Source organism: Mesorhizobium sp. M1027 (assembly GCF_040318745.1).
Taxonomy (GTDB): domain Bacteria; phylum Pseudomonadota; class Alphaproteobacteria; order Rhizobiales; family Rhizobiaceae; genus Mesorhizobium.
Genome location: NZ_JAMYMW010000003.1, coordinates 407,501 through 429,249, shown reverse-complemented (window position 1 = coordinate 429,249; position 21,749 = coordinate 407,501). Strand labels below are relative to the sequence as shown.

The 21,749-nt window shown below is 63.5% G+C and carries 18 protein-coding genes; 13 read left to right on the top strand and 5 right to left on the bottom strand.

Translation table 11 applies throughout. The annotated features are described in order from the left end of the window. Positions 1–767: winged helix-turn-helix domain-containing protein (locus NKH50_RS09150; protein WP_502906843.1), on the top strand; the 767-nt coding region annotated here is incomplete at its 5' end. 9 nt (positions 768–776) lie between these two features. Further along, positions 777–1,430, top strand: coding sequence for a Vgb family protein (locus NKH50_RS09145; protein WP_352878089.1), 654 nt, complete (start codon positions 777–779; stop codon positions 1,428–1,430). A 39-nt stretch (positions 1,431–1,469) separates the two neighbouring features. On the opposite strand, the gene NKH50_RS09140 is transcribed toward NKH50_RS09145, so the two are convergent. Continuing rightward, positions 1,470–1,955 (bottom strand): MarR family winged helix-turn-helix transcriptional regulator, encoded by a 486-nt coding sequence (locus NKH50_RS09140; RefSeq protein WP_352878086.1) that lies wholly within the window; start codon positions 1,953–1,955, stop codon positions 1,470–1,472. 101 nt (positions 1,956–2,056) lie between these two features. Between NKH50_RS09140 and NKH50_RS09135 the strand changes: the two genes are divergently transcribed. Beyond that, entirely contained in the window at positions 2,057–2,947 is an 891-nt protein-coding gene (locus NKH50_RS09135; RefSeq protein WP_352737569.1) for a DMT family transporter, read from the top strand. Positions 2,948–2,965: 18 nt separating this feature from the next. Here NKH50_RS09135 and ubiG read toward each other — a convergent pair whose 3' ends face one another. After that, on the bottom strand, positions 2,966–3,715 hold the full coding sequence (ubiG, locus tag NKH50_RS09130) for a bifunctional 2-polyprenyl-6-hydroxyphenol methylase/3-demethylubiquinol 3-O-methyltransferase UbiG (RefSeq protein WP_254816707.1): 750 nt from the start codon (positions 3,713–3,715) through the stop codon (positions 2,966–2,968). A gap of 217 nt (positions 3,716–3,932) precedes the next feature. Between ubiG and NKH50_RS09125 the strand changes: the two genes are divergently transcribed. The 8 genes from NKH50_RS09125 to NKH50_RS09090 all read left to right on the top strand — a co-directional run bounded on the left by NKH50_RS09125 (position 3,933) and on the right by NKH50_RS09090 (position 15,186). Then, positions 3,933–4,499, top strand: coding sequence for a putative glycolipid-binding domain-containing protein (locus tag NKH50_RS09125; RefSeq protein WP_352878082.1), 567 nt, complete (start codon positions 3,933–3,935; stop codon positions 4,497–4,499). A 199-nt stretch (positions 4,500–4,698) separates the two neighbouring features. Beyond that, on the top strand, positions 4,699–5,952 hold the full coding sequence (locus tag NKH50_RS09120; RefSeq protein WP_352456701.1) for an aspartate kinase: 1,254 nt from the start codon (positions 4,699–4,701) through the stop codon (positions 5,950–5,952). Between the two features lie 181 nt (positions 5,953–6,133). Next, on the top strand, positions 6,134–8,404 hold the full coding sequence (gene ptsP, locus NKH50_RS09115; protein ID WP_352691520.1) for a phosphoenolpyruvate--protein phosphotransferase: 2,271 nt from the start codon (positions 6,134–6,136) through the stop codon (positions 8,402–8,404). A gap of 8 nt (positions 8,405–8,412) precedes the next feature. Continuing rightward, positions 8,413–9,492, top strand: coding sequence for a peptide chain release factor 1 (gene prfA, locus NKH50_RS09110; protein WP_254816711.1), 1,080 nt, complete (start codon positions 8,413–8,415; stop codon positions 9,490–9,492). Then, complete coding sequence (prmC, locus tag NKH50_RS09105) at positions 9,485–10,363, top strand: peptide chain release factor N(5)-glutamine methyltransferase (protein ID WP_352878078.1); 879 nt, start codon at positions 9,485–9,487, stop codon at positions 10,361–10,363. Before prfA ends, prmC begins: the two co-directional genes overlap by 8 nt. 331 nt (positions 10,364–10,694) lie before the next feature. Next, the gene (locus NKH50_RS09100) at positions 10,695–11,717 is read left to right on the top strand and encodes a DUF4167 domain-containing protein (RefSeq protein ID WP_352691523.1); all 1,023 of its coding nucleotides are present in this window, start codon (positions 10,695–10,697) and stop codon (positions 11,715–11,717) included. A 348-nt stretch (positions 11,718–12,065) separates the two neighbouring features. Next, entirely contained in the window at positions 12,066–14,672 is a 2,607-nt protein-coding gene (gene clpB, locus NKH50_RS09095; RefSeq protein ID WP_352878075.1) for an ATP-dependent chaperone ClpB, read from the top strand. A gap of 148 nt (positions 14,673–14,820) precedes the next feature. Continuing rightward, positions 14,821–15,186 carry an MmcQ/YjbR family DNA-binding protein gene (locus NKH50_RS09090; RefSeq protein WP_352878072.1) on the top strand — a complete coding sequence of 122 codons (366 nt, stop codon included), beginning with the start codon at positions 14,821–14,823 and terminating at the stop codon, positions 15,184–15,186. A 32-nt stretch (positions 15,187–15,218) separates the two neighbouring features. On the opposite strand, the gene NKH50_RS09085 is transcribed toward NKH50_RS09090, so the two are convergent. Beyond that, a complete protein-coding gene (locus NKH50_RS09085) occupies positions 15,219–15,434 on the bottom strand; it encodes a hypothetical protein (protein ID WP_352878069.1) in 216 nt (71 codons plus the stop codon). Here NKH50_RS09085 and NKH50_RS09080 point away from each other — a divergent pair. Continuing rightward, positions 15,421–16,902 carry a L,D-transpeptidase family protein gene (locus tag NKH50_RS09080; RefSeq protein ID WP_352878066.1) on the top strand — a complete coding sequence of 494 codons (1,482 nt, stop codon included), beginning with the start codon at positions 15,421–15,423 and terminating at the stop codon, positions 16,900–16,902. The genes NKH50_RS09085 and NKH50_RS09080 overlap by 14 nt on opposite strands. A gap of 21 nt (positions 16,903–16,923) precedes the next feature. On the opposite strand, the gene NKH50_RS09075 is transcribed toward NKH50_RS09080, so the two are convergent. Next, positions 16,924–17,556, bottom strand: coding sequence for a TMEM175 family protein (locus tag NKH50_RS09075; protein WP_352506681.1), 633 nt, complete (start codon positions 17,554–17,556; stop codon positions 16,924–16,926). 168 nt (positions 17,557–17,724) lie between these two features. Here NKH50_RS09075 and NKH50_RS09070 point away from each other — a divergent pair, with 168 nt between their 5' ends. Beyond that, on the top strand, positions 17,725–19,290 hold the full coding sequence (locus NKH50_RS09070) for an MFS transporter (protein ID WP_352878063.1): 1,566 nt from the start codon (positions 17,725–17,727) through the stop codon (positions 19,288–19,290). An 18-nt stretch (positions 19,291–19,308) separates the two neighbouring features. Here the strand turns inward: NKH50_RS09070 and NKH50_RS09065 are convergent, their stop codons facing one another. Next, on the bottom strand, positions 19,309–21,267 hold the full coding sequence (locus NKH50_RS09065; RefSeq protein WP_352878061.1) for a M23 family metallopeptidase: 1,959 nt from the start codon (positions 21,265–21,267) through the stop codon (positions 19,309–19,311). Between the last annotated feature and the right edge of the window lie 482 nt (positions 21,268–21,749).

The window sequence follows — 21,749 nt, the reverse complement described above, 5'->3', positions numbered from 1 at the left end:
CCGCGTCCAGCGCAAGCCGCGGGTTGCGCCCGGGCCCGCGGGCCCCCGCACGCGGCGGGGGGGGGGGTGGGGGGCGCGCGTCCGGCATCCCCGCGCTGATCGCGGAGGTGGAGAGCGCATCGGTGGTGCTGGATACGCCGGCGGCACGCCTTATCGCCCGTGGTGAGGAACGGCCCCTCCTGCTCGATGAAGTCGAAGCGCTTCTGGCGTCGGGGGCGCTCGTGGTGGATGCATGCCGCAATGTGGTGCGGGTAGCAGATACGGTCGTCTCGCTGGCGACCCGCCCGGTGCTGTTCGCGCTGGCCCGCGCGCTGGCCGAAGCCTGGCCGGGGGACGTGGCAAGATCGACGCTTATCGCGCGCGCTTTCCGCGGAAAGGACGCGGATGAATCACATCGCGCACGGTTACGGGTCGAAGTCGGGCGGCTTCGCGCGGAGCTTCGTAGCTTGGCCGATGTGAGCGCAACGAAGCGGGGGTTTGCGCTGGCGCCGCGCCGCGCAGGTGAGGTCGTCGTGCTGGCGCCGCCCGTCGAAGAAGAGCATGCCGCCGTGCTCGCCTTCCTCGCTGACGGCGAGTCTTGGTCGAGTTCGGCCCTGGCGATTGCGCTTGGAGCCAGTTCGCGTACCGTGCAGCGGGCGCTCGAGCAGCTCGCCCAGGCCGGCAAGGTGCAGTCGTTCGGCCGCGGACGGGCGCGTCGCTGGATGACCCCGCCGCTAACGGGTTTCCCGACAATCTTGTTACTCCCCGGTCCACTGCCGGGCTACTAGGATGGAATTATGGAACGATCCTCTGCCGAAATCATCCGTGAATACGGACCCTTTCCGGGTGTCGACCACGTAGACGGCGTTACCTTCGACGGTGAGCATGTCTGGTTTGCCTCAGGCGACAGATTGAACGCCTTCGATCCGGCAAGCGGCAAAGTGGTGCGCTCGATCGAGGTCGCGGCACACGCCGGAACGGCCTTCGACGGCCAGCACCTCTATCAAATCGCCGAGGATTGCATCCAGAAGATCGATCCAAAGAACGGCCAGGTGCTGGCGTCGATCCCGGCGCCTGGCAATGGCGGTGATTCCGGGCTCGCCTGGGCCGAAGGAACGCTCTGGGTCGGGCAGCATCGGGGCCGAAAGATTCATCAGGTCGATCCCGAGACAGGGGCAATCCTTCGCACCATCGTTTCCAACCGCGTCGTCACCGGCGTCAGCTGGGTCGACGGCGAGCTGTGGCATGGGACTTGGGAGGGCGAGGAGAGCGATGTCCGGCGGATCGATCCTGAAACGGGAAAGGTTCTGGAGAAGCTCGATATGCCGCCGGGAACAGGCGTGTCGGGGCTCGAATCCGATGGCGGCGACCAGTTTTTCTGCGGTGGCGGAAACAGCGGCAAGATCAGAGCTGTTCGCCGGCCCAAACGAGGCTCTGCGACCAAAATTTGAGCTTTTCCATCCCCTAGGCCCGGCCCTTGGCCGGTTCGGTTAGCTCAAGCTCGCGATCAGTTTTTCGAGCAGGCGTGCCAGCATGATCTGCTCCGGGCGCGCTAACCCAGAAAGTATCTGGTGCTCGTTGGCGACGTGAGCGGTCACCGCCTCATCGATCAGAGCTAGGCCCTTCCCGGTCAGCTGCACAATAATCCCGCGGCGATCGTCGGGATGCGGCCCGCGCTTGATCAGGCAGGATTTCTCGAGCCGATCGAGGCGGTTGGTCATCGCGCCCGACGTCACCATCGTCGCCTCGTAGAGAGCCGTCGGTGTCAGCGCGTATGGCGGCCCGGAACGACGCAGCGTCGCCAGCACATCGAATTCTCCGGATTGCAGCCCGTAACTTGCAAACAACGGCGCCAGCCGCTCTCGTGCGATCAGCGAGGCGGCCTCGCTCAACCGTCCGAGCACGGCCATCGGCGAGACATCGAGATCCGGCCGTTCCTTTTTCCATTGCTCGATCGCTTTTGCTGCGCGATCCATGTCTCTCACCGTTATGTATCTTGACATGAAGAATCTTTACCTTATCTTACCTCAGCTTGTGGTGTAGGCCAAGGGCCGCGAACGGGCGACGGGATGGTGCGATGAAATTTCTCTGGGACTCGGCGCTTGGCCTTCTGGTCGTCACCGGCGGACTGCTCGGCCTGACGCTGCCGTTCGGCAAGATCGCGACGACGGCCGGCGTGCCCGCCATGGTCTGGGCCTTCGTCATCTCGCTTGGCGCCGGCGGCGTGCTTTTGTGCGCATTGCTGCTCAACGGGCAGCGCATGCGGCTTACGCTGCACAGGCTGCGCTATTTCTTCGTCACCGCGGCCGTCTCCTACGCAATCCCCAATCTGCTGATGTTTTCAGCGATTCCGCATCTGGGCGCCGGCTATAGCGGCATCATGTTCACGCTGTCGCCGGTCGTCACGCTGGTGTTCTCGATGCTGCTCGGCGTCAGGCGCCCGACCACGCTGGGCGTCGTCGGCATCGCCGTCGGTTTCGTGGGCGCAGTCATGGTGGCGGTGACGCGCGGCGAAGCGGGCCAGCCGGCCGAATTTTTCTGGGTTGCGATGGGCCTGCTCATCCCCGTCAGCCTCGCCGCCGGCAACATTTACCGTACCGTCGACTGGCCCGAAGGCACCGGCCCGATCGAGCTCGCCGTCGGCAGCCATCTGGCAGCAGCCTTGATGCTGCTTGCCGGCATTCTGGTGCTGCTGGAAGGCAATGCATTCGGCTCGCTCGGCGGCGTGCCGCTGGTCGCTGCGGCACAGGTGGCATCAGCCTCGGCGATGTTCGCCTTCTTCTTCCGCCTGCAAGCGGTCGGCGGCCCGGTCTATCTCAGCCAGATCGGCTACGTCGCGGCGGCGGTCGGGCTGTTTGCCGGGACCCTCTTCCTCGGCGAGCGCTATCAACTGCTGACCTGGGCCGGTGCCGTCATCATCACCGCCGGCGTGTTCATCACCACCAAGGCGCAAAGCCAGAAGACCTAGGGGCGAGGAGGCGTAAGTTCAGACGGATGCCTTCTCCGCCAGCACCATGTAGTTGACGTCCATGTCCTTCGAGCGCTGCCAGCGGTCGGCGAGCGGGTTGTAGGTGACGCCGGTGCGGTCGATGACGGTCAGGCCAGCACCTGCAAGCGCCTTTTCCAGTTCCTCGGGGCGCACCAGCTTGCCGAACTGGTGGGTGCCGCGTGGCAGCCAACGCAGCACATATTCGGCGCCGATGATGGCCAGGCCCAGGGCCTTCAGCGTGCGGTTGATGGTGGCGACGAACATGATGCCGCCGGGCTTGACCATCTCGCCGCATTTGGCCAGGAACAGATCGACATCGGCGACATGCTCGACCACTTCCATGTTGAGGATGACGTCGAATTTTTCGCCGGCATCGGCCAGGTCTTCCGCGGTGGTGGCGCGGTAATCAACGCTCACGCCGACTTCCGCAGCATGCAGCTTGGCCACTTCGATGTTGGTGGCGGAGGCATCGGCGCCGACCACTTCGGCGCCAAGCCGCGCCATCGGCTCGCACAAAAGCCCGCCACCGCAGCCGATATCAAGGAAGCGCAGGCCTTCGAACGGCCGTGCCGCACGCGGATCGCGGCCGAAGCGGGCCGCCACCTGGTCGCGGATATAGGCAAGCCGGATCGGGTTGAACTTGTGCAACGGGCGGAACTTGCCGTTCGGGTTCCACCATTCCGCGGCAAGGGCGGAAAAGCGTTCCACCTCTCCGGCATCGATCGTCGATCGTCGGGGCTCTGGCATGGCGTGGTCTCCTCGGACGCTAGGAAGTCGGGCGCGAGGCTGCGAATGTCAAGGCGCGAAATTCACCGCCGGCTGCGCGATGCGCGCGATGCCTGCCGACGCCGCCTTTTGCCGGCTGCAATTGTGTCAGCACGTGTCAGTTGATGGTGTGCCGGAAGGAAACGCCTAGGCTTTGGCGAACGAAGCAGAGACATCGGGTTCGGAGGAGTGCACAACGATGCGAGCGGTTGCTTCCATTCTTTGGCGCCGGCTTGACCAGGAAGGCCACGACGCTTGTCTTCTGTCGGAAGCGAGTTCTGGGTGGAATCTCAGGGGACAAGCGCTTTTCGTCCAGGACGGCAAGCCGTGCAGCATCGCGTACGAAGTGGACTGCGACGCCGATTGGCGTACACGCTCGGCGCGCGCCGACGGCTTTGTCGGCACGCAAGAGCTGCATTATGGGATCGACCGGCTGACCGAGCGCCCATGGACGCTGAACGGCGAGCATCAAGCGGAAGTCGACGGCCTCATCGATGTCGATCTCGGCTTCACACCCGCCACAAACCTTTTGGCGCTTCGCCGTTTTGCCCTCGATGTCGGCATGGCGACGCCCGCGCCGGCAGCCTATCTGACATTTCCCGAACTCAGGCTCGTTCGCCTGGAACAGACCTACCAGCGCGTCGATGCGGCACATTACGCCTACGAAGCCCCGATGTTCGGCTACAATGAGATGCTGGAGGTCTCGCCGATCGGTTTCGTCCTCGACTATCCGCGCCTGTGGAGAGCCACGGCACAGCTGGGCTGAAGCGCGCACCATATTGGCAAGACGCAGGGCAGGCACGATGCTGCGCTGGTGTGTCGCCCGGCCGCCAGCGGCGGCACGCCTTGCGAAACGACTGTCATTTGGCTAAGGAGGCCGCGCATTGAGCGCCTCGCCACAGCTTGGCGCATTTTTCCACTTTTCGGCCTTCGGTCCGGCATCCAGTCAAAGGCATTTCGCTTCCATGGCGCGCATCGTGATGAAATTCGGCGGAACGTCCGTCGCCGACATCGCCCGCATCCGCAATGTGGCGCGCCATGTCAAACGCGAGGTCGATGCCGGGCATGAGGTCGCAGTGGTGGTCTCGGCGATGGCCGGCAAGACCAACGAGCTCGTGCAATGGACGCGCGAGGCCTCGCCAATGCACGATGCGCGCGAATATGACGCCGTAGTCGCTTCCGGCGAACAGGTTACGGCCGGCTTGCTGGCGATCGCGCTGCAGAACATCGGCGTGCATGCCCGTTCCTGGCAAGGCTGGCAGATTCCGATCAAGACCGATAACGCGCATGGCGCGGCGCGCATTCTCGATATCGACGGCGGATTCCTGATCAAGCGCTTCGGCGAAGGCCAGGTGGCGGTGGTCGCCGGTTTCCAGGGCATCGGGCCGGACAACCGGATCGCAACGCTCGGCCGCGGCGGTTCCGATACCAGCGCAGTCGCCATCGCGGCGGCGGTCAAGGCCGACCGCTGCGATATCTACACCGATGTCGATGGGGTCTACACGACCGATCCGCGCATCGAGCCGAAGGCCCGGCGGCTGGCCAAGATTTCCTTCGAGGAAATGCTCGAAATGGCCTCGCTCGGGGCCAAGGTCCTGCAGGTGCGCTCGGTCGAGCTTGCCATGGTGCACAGGGTGCGTACCTTTGTGAGGTCGTCCTTCGACGATCCCGATGCACCCGGAATGGGGGATTTGCTCAATCCGCCGGGAACGCTTATTTGCGACGAGGAAGAGATCGTGGAACAGCAGGTCGTCACCGGAATTGCCTATGCCAAGGACGAAGCGCAGATTTCGCTGCGCCGCGTCGGCGACCGGCCGGGCGTCGCCGCCGGCATTTTCGGGCCGCTGGCCGAGGCCAACATCAATGTCGATATGATCGTCCAGAACATTTCCGAGGACGGCAAGTTCACTGACATGACTTTTACCGTGCCATCCGGCGACGTCGACAAGGCGCTTGCCGTGCTCGAACGGCTGAAGGCGACGATCGGCTACGACGTGGTGCAGTCGGAAGCCGGCATGTCGAAGGTCTCGGTCATCGGCATCGGCATGCGCAGCCATGCAGGCGTCGCCGCCACCGCCTTCAAGGCGCTGGCCGACCGCGCGATCAACATCCGCGCCATCACAACGTCCGAAATCAAGATTTCGATCCTGATCGACGGTCCCTATACGGAACTAGCAGTTCGCACTTTGCATTCCGTGTACGGTCTGGATAAGCAGTAGCAGACTGCATCGGCCCGAAAATCGGAGTCGATTTTCGGAAGGCGGGATGCGGCGGATCGAAAGGCTTGGAGCGGTCTTTATGCGTCCAATTGGACGATGGCGCTCTAATTGAGTTGTTGCGTTTGTGCCGCTGTGCAGGGCAACCTGCACCGGTTGAAACGCTATTGGAGAAGAAGCCGCGATGCGTGATTCGGCCAGTGGCCCGCGCGTTTTGCTGAAACGGCTCCGCGAGCTCATGCAAGAGCCGCTGGAGCCGCAGGAGCGGCTTGACCGAATCGTGCGCGACATCGCCTCCAACATGGTTGCCGAGGTCTGCTCGCTTTATGTTCTGCGCGCCGATTCGGTGCTCGAACTCTACGCCACCGAAGGCTTGAACCCGAACGCCGTCCACCTGGCGCAGCTGAGGCTGGGCCAAGGCCTGGTCGGCACGATCGCGGCCTCGGCGCGGCCGCTCAACCTCTCCAACGCGCAGGAGCATCCTGCCTTCGCCTACCTGCCGGAGACAGGGGAAGAGATATACAATTCCTTCCTCGGCGTGCCGGTGCTGCGGGCAGGGCGGACGCTCGGCGTTCTGGTCGTGCAGAACAAGACCATGCGCCATTATCGCGACGACGAGGTCGAGGCGCTGGAAACGACGGCGATGGTGATCGCCGAGATGATCGCCACCGGCGATCTGGAGCGGCTGACAAGGCCCGGCCTAGAGCTCGATCTGCGCCGCCCGGTAAGCTTTACCGGCCTGTCCTTCAATGAAGGCGTCGGGCTCGGCCATGTGGTGCTGCACGAGCCGCGTATCGTCGTCACCAACCTGTTCAACGAGGATAGCGAGGAAGAGGTCAGGCGGCTCGACGCGTCGCTCGGCTCGCTCAGGCTGTCTATCGACGACATGCTGGAGCGCCGCGACGTCGCCTTCGAGGGCGAGCATCGCCAGGTGCTCGAAGCCTATCGCATGTTCGCCAACGACCGCGGCTGGGTGCGCCGGCTGGAGGAGGCGATCCGCAATGGCCTGACGGCCGAAGCGGCGGTCGAGAAAGTGCAGAGCGACATGCGTGCCCGCATGCTGCATATGACCGATCCGTATCTGCGCGAACGGATGAGCGATTTCGACGATCTCGCCAATCGGCTGCTGCGGCAACTGATGGGGCGCGGACCGGAGGACGTCGCGGCCGCGCTGCCCAAGGACGCCATCATCGTCGCCCGCTCGATGGGGGCTGCCGAGCTGCTCGATTATCCCAGGGACAAGCTGCGCGGGCTGGTGCTGGAAGACGGCGCCGCGACCAGCCATGTCGTCATTGTGGCGCGAGCCATGGGCATACCCGTCGCCGGCCAGATGAAGGGCGCCGTTTCCATGGCGGAAAACGGCGATGCCATCATCGTCGACGGCGAGGAAGGCGCGATCCATCTGCGCCCGCAGCCCGACCTCGAGGCGGCCTATGCCGAGAAAGTGCGCTTCAGGGCGCGGCGGCAGGAGGTCTACCGCGAGCTGCGCAAGAAGCCGTCGGTGACCAAGGACGGAGTCCAGGTCGATCTTCTGATGAATGCCGGACTGGCGGTGGATTTGCCGCAACTGGCCGAAGCAGGTGCGGCCGGCATCGGCCTGTTCCGCACCGAACTGCAATTCATGGTCGCCTCGACCTTTCCGCGCGCCGAAGCCCAGGAGCGGCTCTATCGTGACGTGCTCGAAGCGGCGCGCGGCAAGCCGGTGACATTCCGCACCATCGATATCGGCGGCGACAAGGTGCTGCCCTATTTCAAGGGCTCGATTCAGGAAGAGAACCCGGCACTCGGCTGGCGCGCCATCCGCCTGACCCTCGACCGGCCCGGATTGCTGCGTACCCAGATCCGCGCGCTGCTCAAGGCGTGCGGCGGACGCGAACTGAAGCTGATGCTGCCGATGGTGACCGAACTCGGCGAGATTGCGCAGGCGCGCGAGATCATCGATCGCGAGGTGCGGCATCTGTCGCGCTTTGCCCATCATTTGCCGACCAGCCTCAAACTCGGGGCGATGCTGGAGGTGCCGTCGCTGCTGTTCCAGCTCGACGAACTGATGAAGGCGGTCGATTTCGTCTCGGTCGGCTCGAACGACCTGTTCCAGTTCGTCATGGCGGTGGATCGCGGCAACACCCAGTTGTCCGACCGCTTCGACCCGCTCTCGACGCCGTTCCTGCGCGTCCTGAAGCAGATTGCCGACGCCGGGGCGCGCAACCATACGCCGGTGACCCTGTGCGGCGAACTTGCCGGCAAGCCGATTTCGGCGATGGCGCTGATCGGCCTTGGCTACCGCTCGATCTCGATGTCGCCGGCATCGATCGGCCCGGTCAAGGCGATGCTGACTGAACTGCCGCTCAGCGAGCTGGAGGCGTTCTTCGACGACAATCTGATGGCGCCGGCGCATGGCCTGCCGATGCGGGCGCTGCTGCAAGCCTTTGCCGACGACCGCTCTATACCGCTATAGACTTCGCCATGATCAACCTGCCCCGCGACCGTATGGATCAAGTCGTCAAGCGTTTCGACATGCTCGAAGCGCAGATGTCGGCCGGGCCGGCGCCGGACGCCTATGTGAGGATGGCCTCCGAATATGCCGACATCCAGGAGATGGTGGCAAAGATCAGGGCACTGCGCGCCGCCGAGCGCGAACAGGCCGATCTGGAGGCGATGCTCGCCGACAAGGGCACTGACGCCGAGATGCGCGCCTTAGCCGAGGCCGACCTGCCGGAGGTCAAGCATCAAATCGAGGTGCTGCAAAAGGACATCCAGATCCTGCTGTTGCCCAAGGATGCCGCAGACGACAAGAACGCCATCCTCGAAATCCGTGCCGGCACCGGCGGTGACGAGGCGGCGCTTTTTGCCGGCGACCTGTTTCGCATGTACGAGCGCTATGCAGCGGCGCATGGTTGGCGTTTCGAGACGGTGTCGGCCAGCGAAGGCGAGGTCGGCGGCTACAAGGAAATCATCGCCACCGTTTCGGGCAAGGGCGTCTTTGCCCATCTGAAGTTCGAATCCGGCGTGCACCGGGTGCAGCGCGTGCCGACGACCGAGGCGGGCGGGCGCATCCACACCTCGGCGGCGACGGTCGCGGTGCTGCCGGAAGCCGAAGAGGTCGACATCGACATCCGGGCCGAAGACATCCGCATCGACACGATGCGCGCCTCGGGTTCCGGCGGCCAGCACGTCAACACCACCGATTCGGCCGTGCGCATCACCCATCTGCCGACCGGCATCATGGTGGTGCAGGCGGAAAAATCGCAGCACCAGAACCGGGCGAAGGCCATGCAGATCCTACGCGCCAGGCTTTACGACCTCGAACGCAGCAAAGCGGACGAGGAACGTTCAGAATCGCGCAAGTCGCAGGTTGGCTCGGGCGACCGCTCGGAACGCATCCGCACCTATAATTTTCCGCAGGGTCGCGTCACCGATCATCGCATCAACCTGACGCTCTACAAGCTCGACCGGGTGATGATGGGCGAACTCGACGAGATCATCGACGCGCTGATAGCCGATCACCAGTCGAAGCTGCTCGCCGATATAGGCATCGATGGCTGACAGCCTGCCCGCCACTCTGGCGCCGCTGCTGCGGGAAGCGCGAAACCGGCTCGCCGCAGCCGGGATTGCGGATCCGGCGCTCGATTCCAGGCTGATCGTCGAGCATTTTTCCGGCACGAACCGCACGCAGGCCATCGCCGATCCTGGGTGCGCGGTCGATGCGGACGTGACGGCGGCAATCGATGCCGCCTTGCGCCGGCGCATCGCCGGCGAGCCGGTGCACCGCATCCTCGGTTACCGCGAATTCTACGGCTTGCGCCTTTCGCTTTCGCCGCAAACGCTGGAGCCGCGACCGGATACCGAAACGCTGGTCGAGGCGGTGCTGCCTTTCGTCAAGGCAATGGCGGCACGCGAAGGCGGTTGCCGCATCCTCGATCTCGGGACCGGCACCGGTGCCATCGCGCTGGCGTTGCTCAGCGCGGTTCCGGCCGCGACCGCCACTGGCGTCGACATTTCGCAAGAGGCGCTGGCCACCGCCACGCGCAATGCCAGGGAATTGGGGCTCGCCGGCCGGTTCACGGCGCTCAAATCCGACTGGTTTGAAAAAGTTTCTGGCCGGTACCATGTAATTGCCGCAAACCCTCCCTATATACCCTCAGACGACATTGGAAATCTGCAGGACGAGGTCCGCAGTTTCGATCCACGCCAGGCCCTGGATGGCGGTGTGGACGGTCTGAGCCCCTACAGGAAGATCGCCGCAGGAGCGGCAGCGTATTTGGAAGTCCAAGGCAGGATTGCGGTCGAGATCGGCCATACGCAGCACCAACAGGTTACGGAGATATTCTCCGCGGCCGGGTACAGTTCTGTCGGGGTGTTTCGTGATCTCGGCGGAAACAACAGAGTTCTTGTGTTCGAACGGTGGAAGCCGTGATGCAGTGCGAAAAAAGCGCTTGGCAATACCGGGGAATGCGGCTAGGGTCGCCTTAACCGGATGAGACGAAGCAGGCAGTGCTCTTAGCGATTCGGTTTTCCTTGGAAATAGCTGCCTTCTTGCGCAAACGACGCCCAAGCTTCGTGCGGGAATCGTCCGGCAAGTGAAGTAACCGGAACAGGATGGCACGTGGCGCCAACGCAATTGATGCGGGCGAACGCCGGTGAAAGAACGAAACGGCTGGCCGCATGAGCGCCTCCGTTCGTGAAGAGTTTTTCGAAAATTTCAAAGTGAAGAGAGTCTAATGAGGCCACAACAGCAAAACAGGCGCATGCGCGGTCGCAACAACAATGGCGGCGGCGGCAATAACAATAACAACAACAACCGTAAGGGGCCGAATCCCCTGACGCGCAACTATGAGAGCAACGGCCCGGACGTGAAGATCCGCGGATCGGCTCAGCAGATTGCCGAGAAGTACGCAACCCTAGCCCGTGACGCGCACAGCTCCGGCGACCGGGTGATGGCGGAAAACTATCTCCAGCACGCAGAACACTATAACCGCATCATCGCAGCCGCTCAGGCGCAGATGCCGATCCAGAACGCCCAGCAGATTCGCGATGATTTCGACGATGATGGCGACGAGGATCGCGACGAGTTCGACAATGCTGGCAACAACAATGCCAACGAGACATCGGGCTCGACGGTCAATCAGGGGGCCGGCCCGCAGCCGGTCATCGATGGCACGCCGGCCGAGCTGGCGCTGAACCAGGAAAACAGCCGTGACAATCGCGGCGGCCGCGATAACCGTGACGGCCGCGACAATAATGGCGGTCGCCACCGCGACCGTCGCCCCAATGGCGGTTACGGCCAGAACGGCCAGCGTGGCGAGTTTAGCTCGCGCGGCGAGCAGCAGGGTGGCCAGCGCGTCGAACAGCCACGGCGCGAGGAGGTTCCGGCGCAGGCGGAGCCCGTGCGGGCAGCTGAGCCGATCTTTGTGGGTGAGCCCGCACAGCAATTTCACAACCTTTCGCCGGCGGGTCTCGCCGCCCAGGCCGAGCTCAACGAAGCCGCTGCCGAAAGCAGCCCGGCCCGCCGCCCCAGGCGCCCGCGTCGCCCGCGCCTAGATGTCGAACAGGCAAATGGCGGCAACGACAACGCCGGCCCTGAGAGTGCCGAGACAAGCAATGCCGAGACAAGCAATGCCGGGACTGGCAATACCGAGACTGGCAATGTCGGGACTGGCAACACCGAGACTGGCAATACCGAGACTGGCAATACCGACGCTGGCAATGTCGATGCAGCGCCGGCTGAAAGCCCCGGCGGTCAAGCTGTGATCGCAGACGTCGAGAATTGATCGAAAAAACGTTCGGCCGATCTTAGGGCATCCTTTAGCCCAAAGGCGCGTCGCGTTCGACCGGCCTCATGCGACGCGCGTTAGGTTCCTATTGTGATGATGCATATCGTTATCGCAAAACCGCCGCGCACTTTTGCGGGACATGTATGGACGGCGGAGAGAAATCTCCGCCGTTTTTGTTTTGCGTGCTCGCAATATTATTATCCATTCGCCAGTGTCGAGGCGTCTTGAGGGTCCGTGGTTTGCGTCCCATATCTTGCGTGAACAGGATCCGGCTCGAACGGGCGGGTCCGTCACCGCAATCTGATCCGGTGCCGCGAAGCGGGCCGGTGACGGAAGGAGACAGGCATGAATCTTGAAAAATATTCCGAGCGCGTGCGCGGCTTTATCCAGTCCGCGCAAACCATGGCGCTTTCCCGCAATCACCAGCAATTCACCCCCGAGCATATCCTCAAGGTCCTCGTCGATGACGACGAGGGCCTGGCTGCGTCGCTGATCGAGCGCGCCGGCGGCAATGTCCGGGACGTCAAACTCGGCGTCGAAACGGCACTGGAGGCAATGCCCAAGGTCGAGGGCGGCAATGGCCAGCTCTATCTGGCCCAGCCGCTGGCAAAGGTGTTTTCGACCGCCGAGGAACTGGCCAAGAAGGCCGGTGACAGCTTCGTCACCGTCGAACGGCTGTTGCAGGCGCTCGCCATGGAAAAATCGGCCAAGACGGCCGACATCCTGGCCAAGGCCGGTGTCACGCCGCAGAAGCTGAACCAGGTCATCAACGACGTACGCAAAGGTCGTACCGCCGATTCGGCGAGCGCCGAGCAGGGCTACGACGCGCTGAAGAAATACGCGCGCGACCTGACGGCGGACGCTCGCGCGGGCAAGCTTGACCCGGTCATCGGCCGTGACGACGAGATCCGCCGCACGATCCAGGTGCTGTCGCGCCGCACCAAGAACAACCCGGTGCTGATCGGCGAACCCGGCGTCGGCAAGACGGCGATCGCTGAAGGGCTGGCGCTGCGCATCGTCAATGGCGATGTGCCGGAATCGCTCAAGGACAAGCAGCTGATGGCGCTCGACATGGGCTCGCTGATCGCCGGGGCCAAATACCGCGGCGAGTTCGAGGAGCGGCTGAAGGCGGTGCTTTCCGAGGTCACGTCCGCCGCCGGCGGCATCATCCTGTTCATCGACGAGATGCACACACTGGTCGGCGCCGGCAAGGCGGATGGCGCCATGGATGCGTCGAACCTGCTGAAGCCGGCGCTGGCCCGCGGCGAACTGCACTGCGTCGGCGCCACTACGTTCGATGAATACCGCAAGCATGTCGAGAAGGATGCGGCCCTTGCCCGCCGCTTCCAGCCGGTCTTCGTCAATGAGCCGACGGTCGAAGACACCGTCTCGATCTTGCGCGGGCTGAAAGAGAAATACGAGCAGCACCACAAGGTGCGCATCTCGGATTCGGCGCTGGTCGCGGCCGCAACCCTATCCAACCGCTACATCGCTGACCGCTTCCTGCCGGACAAGGCGATCGACCTGGTCGACGAGGCCGCGTCGCGGCTCCGCATGCAGGTCGATTCGAAGCCCGAGGCGCTGGACGAGATAGATCGCCGTATCATGCAGCTCAAGATCGAGCGCGAGGCGCTCAAGGTCGAGAAGGACGACGCCTCGAAGGACCGGCTCGCCCGGCTCGAGAAGGAACTCTCGAACCTCGAGGAGGAATCGACCGAGCTGACCTCGAAATGGCAGGCCGAGAAGCAGAAGCTCGGGCTTGCCGCCGACCTCAAGAAACAGCTCGACGAGGCGCGCAATGAACTTGCCATCGCCCAGCGCCAGGGTGAATTCCAGCGCGCCGGCGAACTTGCCTACGGCAAGATCCCGGAACTCGAAAAGCAGCTGAAGCAGGCCGAAGCCAGGGATGGCAAGGCCGGCATGGTCGAAGAAGTGGTCGGCCCCGATCACGTCGCCCATATCGTCTCGCGCTGGACGGGGATCCCGGTCGACAAGATGCTCGAAGGCGAGCGCGACAAGCTGTTGCGCATGGAAGACGAGATCGGCAAGCGCGTCGTCGGCCAGGGCGAGGCCGTGCAGGCAGTATCGAAGGCGGTACGCCGTGCGCGCGCCGGCCTGCAGGACCCGAACCGGCCGCTCGGCTCGTTCATGTTCCTCGGGCCGACGGGCGTCGGCAAGACCGAACTGACCAAGGCGCTGGCCAGCTTCCTGTTCGACGACGAGAGCGCGATGGTGCGTATCGACATGTCGGAGTTCATGGAGAAGCACTCGGTCGCCCGGCTGATCGGCGCGCCTCCCGGCTATGTCGGCTATGAGGAAGGCGGCGCGCTGACCGAAGCGGTGCGGCGCCGGCCCTATCAGGTCGTGCTGTTCGACGAGATCGAGAAGGCGCATCCGGACGTGTTCAACGTGCTGCTGCAGGTGCTCGACGACGGCCGGCTGACGGACGGGCAGGGCCGCACGGTCGACTTCCGCAATACGCTGATCATCATGACGTCCAATCTCGGCGCCGAATATCTGGTCAATCTCGGCGAGGACCAGGATGTCGACGTCGTGCGCGACGAGGTGATGAATGTCGTCAGGGCTTCGTTCCGGCCGGAATTCCTCAACCGCATCGACGAGGTCATCCTGTTCCACCGGCTGCGCCGCCAGGATATGGGCCAGATCGTCCAAATCCAGCTCAAGCGGCTGGAAAACCTGCTTGTCGACCGCAAGATATCGCTTTCGCTCGATCAGGAGGCGATCGACTGGCTGGCGGCCAAGGGTTACGACCCGGCCTATGGCGCGCGGCCGCTGAAGCGGGTGATGCAGAAGGAATTGCAGGATCCGCTGGCGGAAAAGATACTGCTCGGCGAGATCCTCGACGGCTCGACTGTCAAGGTCACCGCCGGATCCGACCGCTTGAACTTCCGCTCGAAGCCCGCAGTCGTGGCAACCGAGGCGGCCGCCTGAGTTCAAGCCAAGAGCCTGTTCCATCCCGATCGAATCGGGATGGAATTCCTAGCTTCAATTTCGACCATGATCTTTTCTGAAAAACCGGCATCCGCTTTTTGCTACGCCGACCGTCGGTCCATGGTCTAACACCACTGGCGGGGCGCAGTTGACTTTGGACGACTACAACAGTTTCTGCGCCTCGCTGCCTTCGACGACCCATGTCGTGCAGTGGGGTGGCGCCCATGTCTGGAAAGTCGGCGGCAAGGTGTTTGCGATCGGCGGCTGGAGTGAAGGCAAGGAGCCGTTCGTCACCTTCAAATGCTCCGAGATCGCTTATGACGTGCTGAGGGAACAGCCGGGCCTTCCGCCGGCGCCGTATCTCGCCTCGCGCGGCATGAAATGGATCCAGCGCCGGACAAGCGAAAGCATGGATGATGAAGCGCTGAAGGATTATCTGCGCGAAAGCCACCGTCTCGTCGTGCTGAAGCTGACGAAGCAGGCGCGCAAGGAATTGGGATTCGCTGCCGGTTAATCGGTCAGAAATCCGCCATCTTCATGCCCGGTTCATATTGGAACCTTATCGTGTGCAAGTGATTTGCTGGCGAAGGGGTTGGCGACCACATCGGCCCGAAATCGATTTTGATTTTCGCAAAGCACGATGCGGAGATGTAAAGCGTTAGAGCGTCCTTGCACCCAAAAGGACGCGCGGCGCTCTTGAGAGACAATGCCGGCGGCGGCAATTACGGACCGGAGAATTTTGGCCATCATGTTGCGCACCATCCTCACCCTTTCAGCGTTTGCTGCCGGGCTGCTGGCGTCGAATGCGATGGCCTCGCCGATGGCCGATACCGCGCCGCGGGTGGTTCGTGCTGCCAATGACGGCGGCATTCTTGTCGCCCAGGACGGCAATCTCGACATCTATTACGACGCCAGGGGAAACCGCGTCATCGTCGATGCGGAAACCGGCAAGGTCATCGCCATCCAGCCGCCGCAGACCAGGCTCGACCGCCGTGTTTTGCGCCGCGAGCGCTTGCGCAACCTCGGACCGGTCGAGGAGGACGATCCCTATTATCTCGACCCTGAGGACACGGCCCGGTTCCGCCGCAGGCAGTTGGAAGACGAAGGCAGGATCATCGTGCCGCCGGCCGACGAGTACGACCCCTATGGCGACAATTCCATGGATGCCTTCCCCGAAGCGCCGCGGGATGACGGCTACGGCAACGATTATCCGGAGGCAGCGCAGCCGGTGAGGCCACGCACCATCGAGCGCCAGCCGCTCAACGAGGCCTCGATCGAGCCGGTCGAGCCGACGGTGCCGAACGAGCAGGCGGCGTTACCGCCAGACACAGCCCCGCCGCCAGACACAGGCGGCAAGGCGGCGGTCGACCCGTCGCTTTCGCTCGGCGCGCGTCAGGACGTGGCGGAACTGCAGGTGCTGCTCGACCGAGCCGGTGCGTCGCCCGGCGTCATCGACGGACGCTTCGGCTCGAATGTCGGCAAGGCACTCGCCGCCTACAATGAAATCACCGGCAGCAATCTGAAATCCACCGACGCGGTCGGTATCCAGGCCGCCCTGGCGCAATCCGGTGGCGATGCATTCGCCTCCTATACGATCACGCCCGAGGATGCGGCCGGCCCCTATGTCGCTTCGATACCGGAGGACTACAGCCAAAAGGCCCAGCTCGACCGCATGGGCTACACGTCGGTGCCCGAGGCGCTGGCCGAGCGCTTCCATATGGATGAAACCTATCTGAAGAAGCTCAATCCGGACGCCAATTTCAATCGTCCGGGCACCATCATCAAGGTTGCCAATTTCGGCAGGCTGGTGGCGACGCCGGTGGCGCGCATCATCGCCGACAAGGCCAACAAGCAGGTCCGTGCCTACGACGCGGCGGGCAAGCTGGTCGCAGCCTATCCGGCGACCATCGGCTCGTCGGATACGCCGTCGCCGTCCGGCACGCATGCGGTGTCGCGTGTCGCATTGGACCCGAACTACACCTACAACCCGAACATCAATTTCAAGCAGGGCGAAAACGACAGGATCCTGACCATCCCGCCGGGGCCGAACGGCCCGGTTGGCTCGGTCTGGATCGCACTGGACAAGCCGACCTACGGCATTCACGGCACGCCGGATCCGTCCAAGATCGGCAAGACCGAAAGCCACGGCTGCGTGCGGCTGACCAATTGGGATGCGCGCGAGCTCGCCAAGATCGTGACGCCCGGCGTTATAGTGGAGTTCGTCGACTGAAGCGCAACGCCTTCGCTCGAATCACCCGATGACCTTGCGCAGCAGTGGCGCGCGCAGCGCTGCGGCATAGGTCAGCTGCACCACCAAGATGAAGCCGACGCTGAGCAAAGGGCTGGCTAGGCACAGTGCCGCGCCGATCGCCCACAGGATCTGTGCCTTGACGATGCGCAGATAGACCGTTCGGGTGGTCTCCGCGTCGACACCGTCGGCCAGAAATCCGTTTTTGTCCGCGTAGCGCCAACTGGCGAGCAGCGTCAGTCCCAGCATCAGAAGATTGAGCCAGTAGACGAGCACCGCGGTCCTGAATTCAAGGAAGTCGGCCAAAAGATCGGTCGAAAACGGCAGCAAGGCGATGAAGCCGAGGAAGCAGAGGTTCAGCGTGGCAAGCCGCCGGTCGGATTTTGCGATCAACCCGTGTTGCGCCTGCTGGCCGAACCAGAAGATGGTCAGCGTCAGGAAGCTGAGCGCATAGGTCAGGAAGCGCGGCGCCAGTGCTGTGATCGCGGCGATCAACTCGCTTTCGGAATGCACCGTTTCATGCGCCGGCACCCTGATCTCGAGAACGATCAACGTGAGCGCGATGGCGAACACGCCGTCGGTGATGCCGACGACGCGCCCGCGTCCTTCCGCCGAGGGCTCGAGCGGTCGTTTCATGCGGTAGTTCCCCCTTGTTGCAGCGTTGCGGGAATCTAGCACGGCATCCACCGTTTGCACCCGGACGGGCGTTCTCTCCTGCCTGTATGGCCAGGTTCGGCCTGGTTTCAACGAGAACAGCCTGCTGGCCGGTTGTCGGCGGCATGCCGGCGGTCTTGGTAAGGCGGCATGCACACGCCAACCAAAGTCGGTACTGGCGCCATTCCCCTGACCGGCTCACTTCCGGCCGATACGTTCTGCCCGCGGGCGCGGCGGCGGTTCGTGCTGATCGCCGCGATTCTGGCTTCCGCGCTCGGCTTTATCGATGGATCGGTCCTGGCCATTGCGACGCCGGCTATCCGCGTCGATCTCGGCGCCAGCCTGGCCGAGGCGCAATGGATATCCAACGCCTATGCATTGACGCTTTCAGCCCTCATTCTCGTCGGCGGCGCCGCCGGCGATCGTTTCGGCCTGCGCCACTCTTTCGTCGCCGGCATCGTCCTGTTCATTGCCGCCTCGCTTGCCTGCGCGCTGGCGCCTAACCCGGCGATGCTTATTGCATTTCGGGCTGTCCAGGGTATCGGAGCGGCCATCATGGTGCCGGGCAGCCTGGCCATTATCGCCAAAGCCTATCCAAAAAAGGAACGCGGCCGGGCGATCGGCATCTGGGCCGCGGCATCGGCACTGACGACGGCGCTCGGCCCGGTGCTGGGCGGCTTCGTGCTGTCGGTGTTCGGCAACGGCATCTGGCGGGCGATCTTCGCCATCAATCTGCCGCTCGGTCTTATCTCGATCTATCTTCTGCTGGCCAAGATCCCTGCCGACGCGCCGGCGGAAAAGCGCAGCCTCGATCTCGGCGGCGCTGCACTCGCCATATTGGCGTTCGGAGCTCTCGCTTACGGCCTGACCTCGATGAGTGGTGACGGGGAGGGGCTGATGTCCGGCCCGAGTATCGCCGCCGGTGCGGTTTTGCTCGTCGTGTTCATCGTCTTCGAGCGCCGGCGGCGCGAGCCGATGATCGATCTGTCGCTGTTTCGGATCGGCGCGTTCGCGGGCGCCAACGTGGCGACCTTCTTCCTTTATTTCGCCCTGTCGGCCAATTTGTTCTATCTGCCGATGCTCATGATCGCCGGATGGGGGCTGAGCGCGGCCGAGGCCGGCTTTATATTCCTGCCGCTGTCGGCGTTGATGGCACTGTTATCCGGACCGGTTGGCCAGTGGTCCGACCGCATCGGGCCTCGCTTTCCGATCGCCAGCGGCAGTCTGGTTGTGGCTCTCGCCTTTGCCGGACTTGCCTTGCTGGCCTATTGGGGCATCCACAGTTTCTGGCTGGGGGTATTCCCGCTGATGGCTCTGATGGGGTTCGGCATGGCGCTGGTGGTATCGCCGCTGTCGACCGCCATCATGACGGCGGTCGAGGACAAGGATACGGGTGCGGCCTCGGGCATCAACAACGCCGTCTCGCGGATCGGCGGCCTGATCGCCGTGGCGGCGATGGGATCGCTGGCGGCCTGGGTTTATGCTGGCGTGCTCAGCACCGGTGCCGGCACCGGCCTTCCGGGTTTCGGCGAACCGCCGCCAGCCGGCCTGGCGCCCGGCCTCGATGCGGCACGACTTGCCGCCAGCGACGCGGCATTCGCAGCCGTTGCCGCGGTGACCGCGCTGCTTTGCCTGCTTTCGGCAATCACCGCCTGGACGACGGTTTCGGGCGAGCGGCTGCCATGGGTGCGCGACACGGCGAATCAGCAGGGCTGACCACGAAAAAACGTCGGCTCAGCCTTCGATCTTGGCGCTCGCGACCTTCAACTGATTGCTGTCTTCCTGCTTGAGCAGGTCGTCGATGCGTTCGCGCTCGCGCTTGAAGGCGACGAGGTCGTCGCCCTTCAGCGTCTTGCCGACCGGCAGGCGGACGCGCATCGAATCGACCTTGGTGCCGTTGACGATCAGTTCGTAATGAAGGTGCGGACCGGTGGAGAGGCCGGTTGAGCCGAGATAGCCGATAACCTGACCCTGGCGAACGCGAACACCCGGCTCGATGCCTTTGGCAAACGCGCTCTGGTGATTGTAGGACGTCTCGTAGCCATTGGCGTGACGCAAGATGATCTGCTTGCCATAGCCACCGGCCCAGCCGGCCTTTTCGACGACGCCATTGCCTGCGGCAATGATCGGCGATCCTACGGGAGCTGCCCAGTCGGTGCCGGTATGCATCTTCACATACCCCAAAATGGGGTGGCGCCTCGCACCGAACCCGGATGTAAATCGGCCATTGGGCAAGGGATTGCGCAGCAGGAACTGCTCGGCGCTGCTGCCGTTTTCGTCGAAATAGTCGGTGCTGCCGTCCTGCATCTGGAAACGGTAGAAATTTCGCGTCGTGCCGCCGAAAGTCGCGGAGACGTAAAGCAGCTCGGATTCGTCGGACGCCTGGTCGTCGCCATCGGGCTGCGAGAACAGCACCTCGATGCGGTCCGTGGGATTGAGGCGCGACTGGAAGTCGACACTGGATGCCAGCAACTTGATCAGCCGTTGCGTCATCGCCTTGGACATGCCGTAGGAATAGGCGGTGCGGTAGATGCCGTCATAGACGTTCGGCAGATTGCCGCGCACTATGGGCGCAGGCGAATCGTCGAACGCCGTCAGCAATTCGGGATTTGGCTCCGGCTCCTGCGCCGGCACGTATTGGTCGTGGTCGTCGAGTGCGATGGTGACGATGTGCTGGGTCCTGTCGTACACGCTGGTGCGAACGATCTTGGCGGCGTCGCCATGGACCTCGAGCCCAACGCGCAGCACGGTTCCTGCCTTGAGAGCCGTGGCATTCAGCAATTTGGCGATCGCCTCGGCCATTCCGGTGGCATCCTCGCCGGTATAGCCCGAATCAGCGAAGGCCTCGGCAATGTCGAGATCCTTGGTGAAGGGGATGATTTCCTCGGCGAAAGCCGGCGCCTGGTCGTCGATGGCGGCACGCGGCGACACCGAGACGTTTTCCGGGACGATCTTGACGTCATAGGAGCCGGCCATGCTCTCGGCGAAGCCGTCACCGAATCGCTGCGGGTCGACATAGTGCAGCGACGCGACCTGGACAGCGCCGTCGCTCAGATCGGTGCCGGCCTCGCGCACCACCTTTTCCACCTCGTCGGCAGAAAGGTCGCTCTTTTCGTCGAAGGCCGCCGTCTCGATCGGGAAATCGACGGTCTTCAGGCTCATCTCGCTTTCGACCTTGGCGCCATAGATCTGGCTGGCGGTGGCGGCTGCCGGCTGGGCGGCATTGTCGTCGCCATTGCCAAACACCTGCATCGGGTCGAAAGGCGGATAGGCCCGGCTGGTCGTGTGACCGGCGGCAAGCGCCATCTTTATCTGCACGAAAGGCATGGTGTGGATGACGTCGCGATCGCCAACCTTGGTCACCATCGACACTTCCATGCGCCGGCGATCCTTGGCCTTGGCGATCTGGCGCAGCGCCACCAGCCTGGTCGTCTTGGCGAGCTCACCGGAATCGTCGCCACTGGCAAGGCTAATCAGCTCGGCGATCTCTGGCGGCGTCGCCAACTGCTGGCGGCCGTCAAGCGCTGCAAACAGCGCTACGCCCATCAGTACGGTCGAGGTCACGCCGGTAAGGAAGGTTCCCGACAGCCAGCGCGCCGAAACCTCGCGCCGGTCGGGAGGGCCGCTGCGGCCGTCCGCGATCAGCGGCGGCTCGTTGCCGAGATCGGCTATGACATTTTCCGTGTCTGGCATCCAGAAAGGCTGCTTCTTCCCCGGGGCGGAACGGCTTGTCGTTCTTGTTGTGGCCATGACATTTGCCTGTCACGGCGGGTGAAGTCAACGAAGCGCCTGGCCCCGGCCGAAATCCCCAATCACATGTCTGTCTCTATGGGTTTGTCTTTAGTCTCTTATAGGGTGCGCCTGGGAGGCGCCGTTTGGTCTCTTGTAGAAGGCCCTGCGCGGGTGGCGCTTTCGCCTGCTTCGTTGGCCTTGGTGTCAAACCGCAATACGGCGGCAATAGGGCTCCACTGCGACAGCCGGCTTTGTTGTCCCCATGCCGCAGCGGCAGTCGGCTACAGAAAAGCAGCGCGCCAACTTTCGTCGCAAAAAATTCAAAAAAGTTCGAAATCGCTGTTGACACTTTGGACGCCCCCCGACTATATACGCCTCAACAACGAGGGCGGCGCGCCGCTGGCGACGAAGAAGTTCGCTTCTAAATCTGCCCTCCGCGAAAT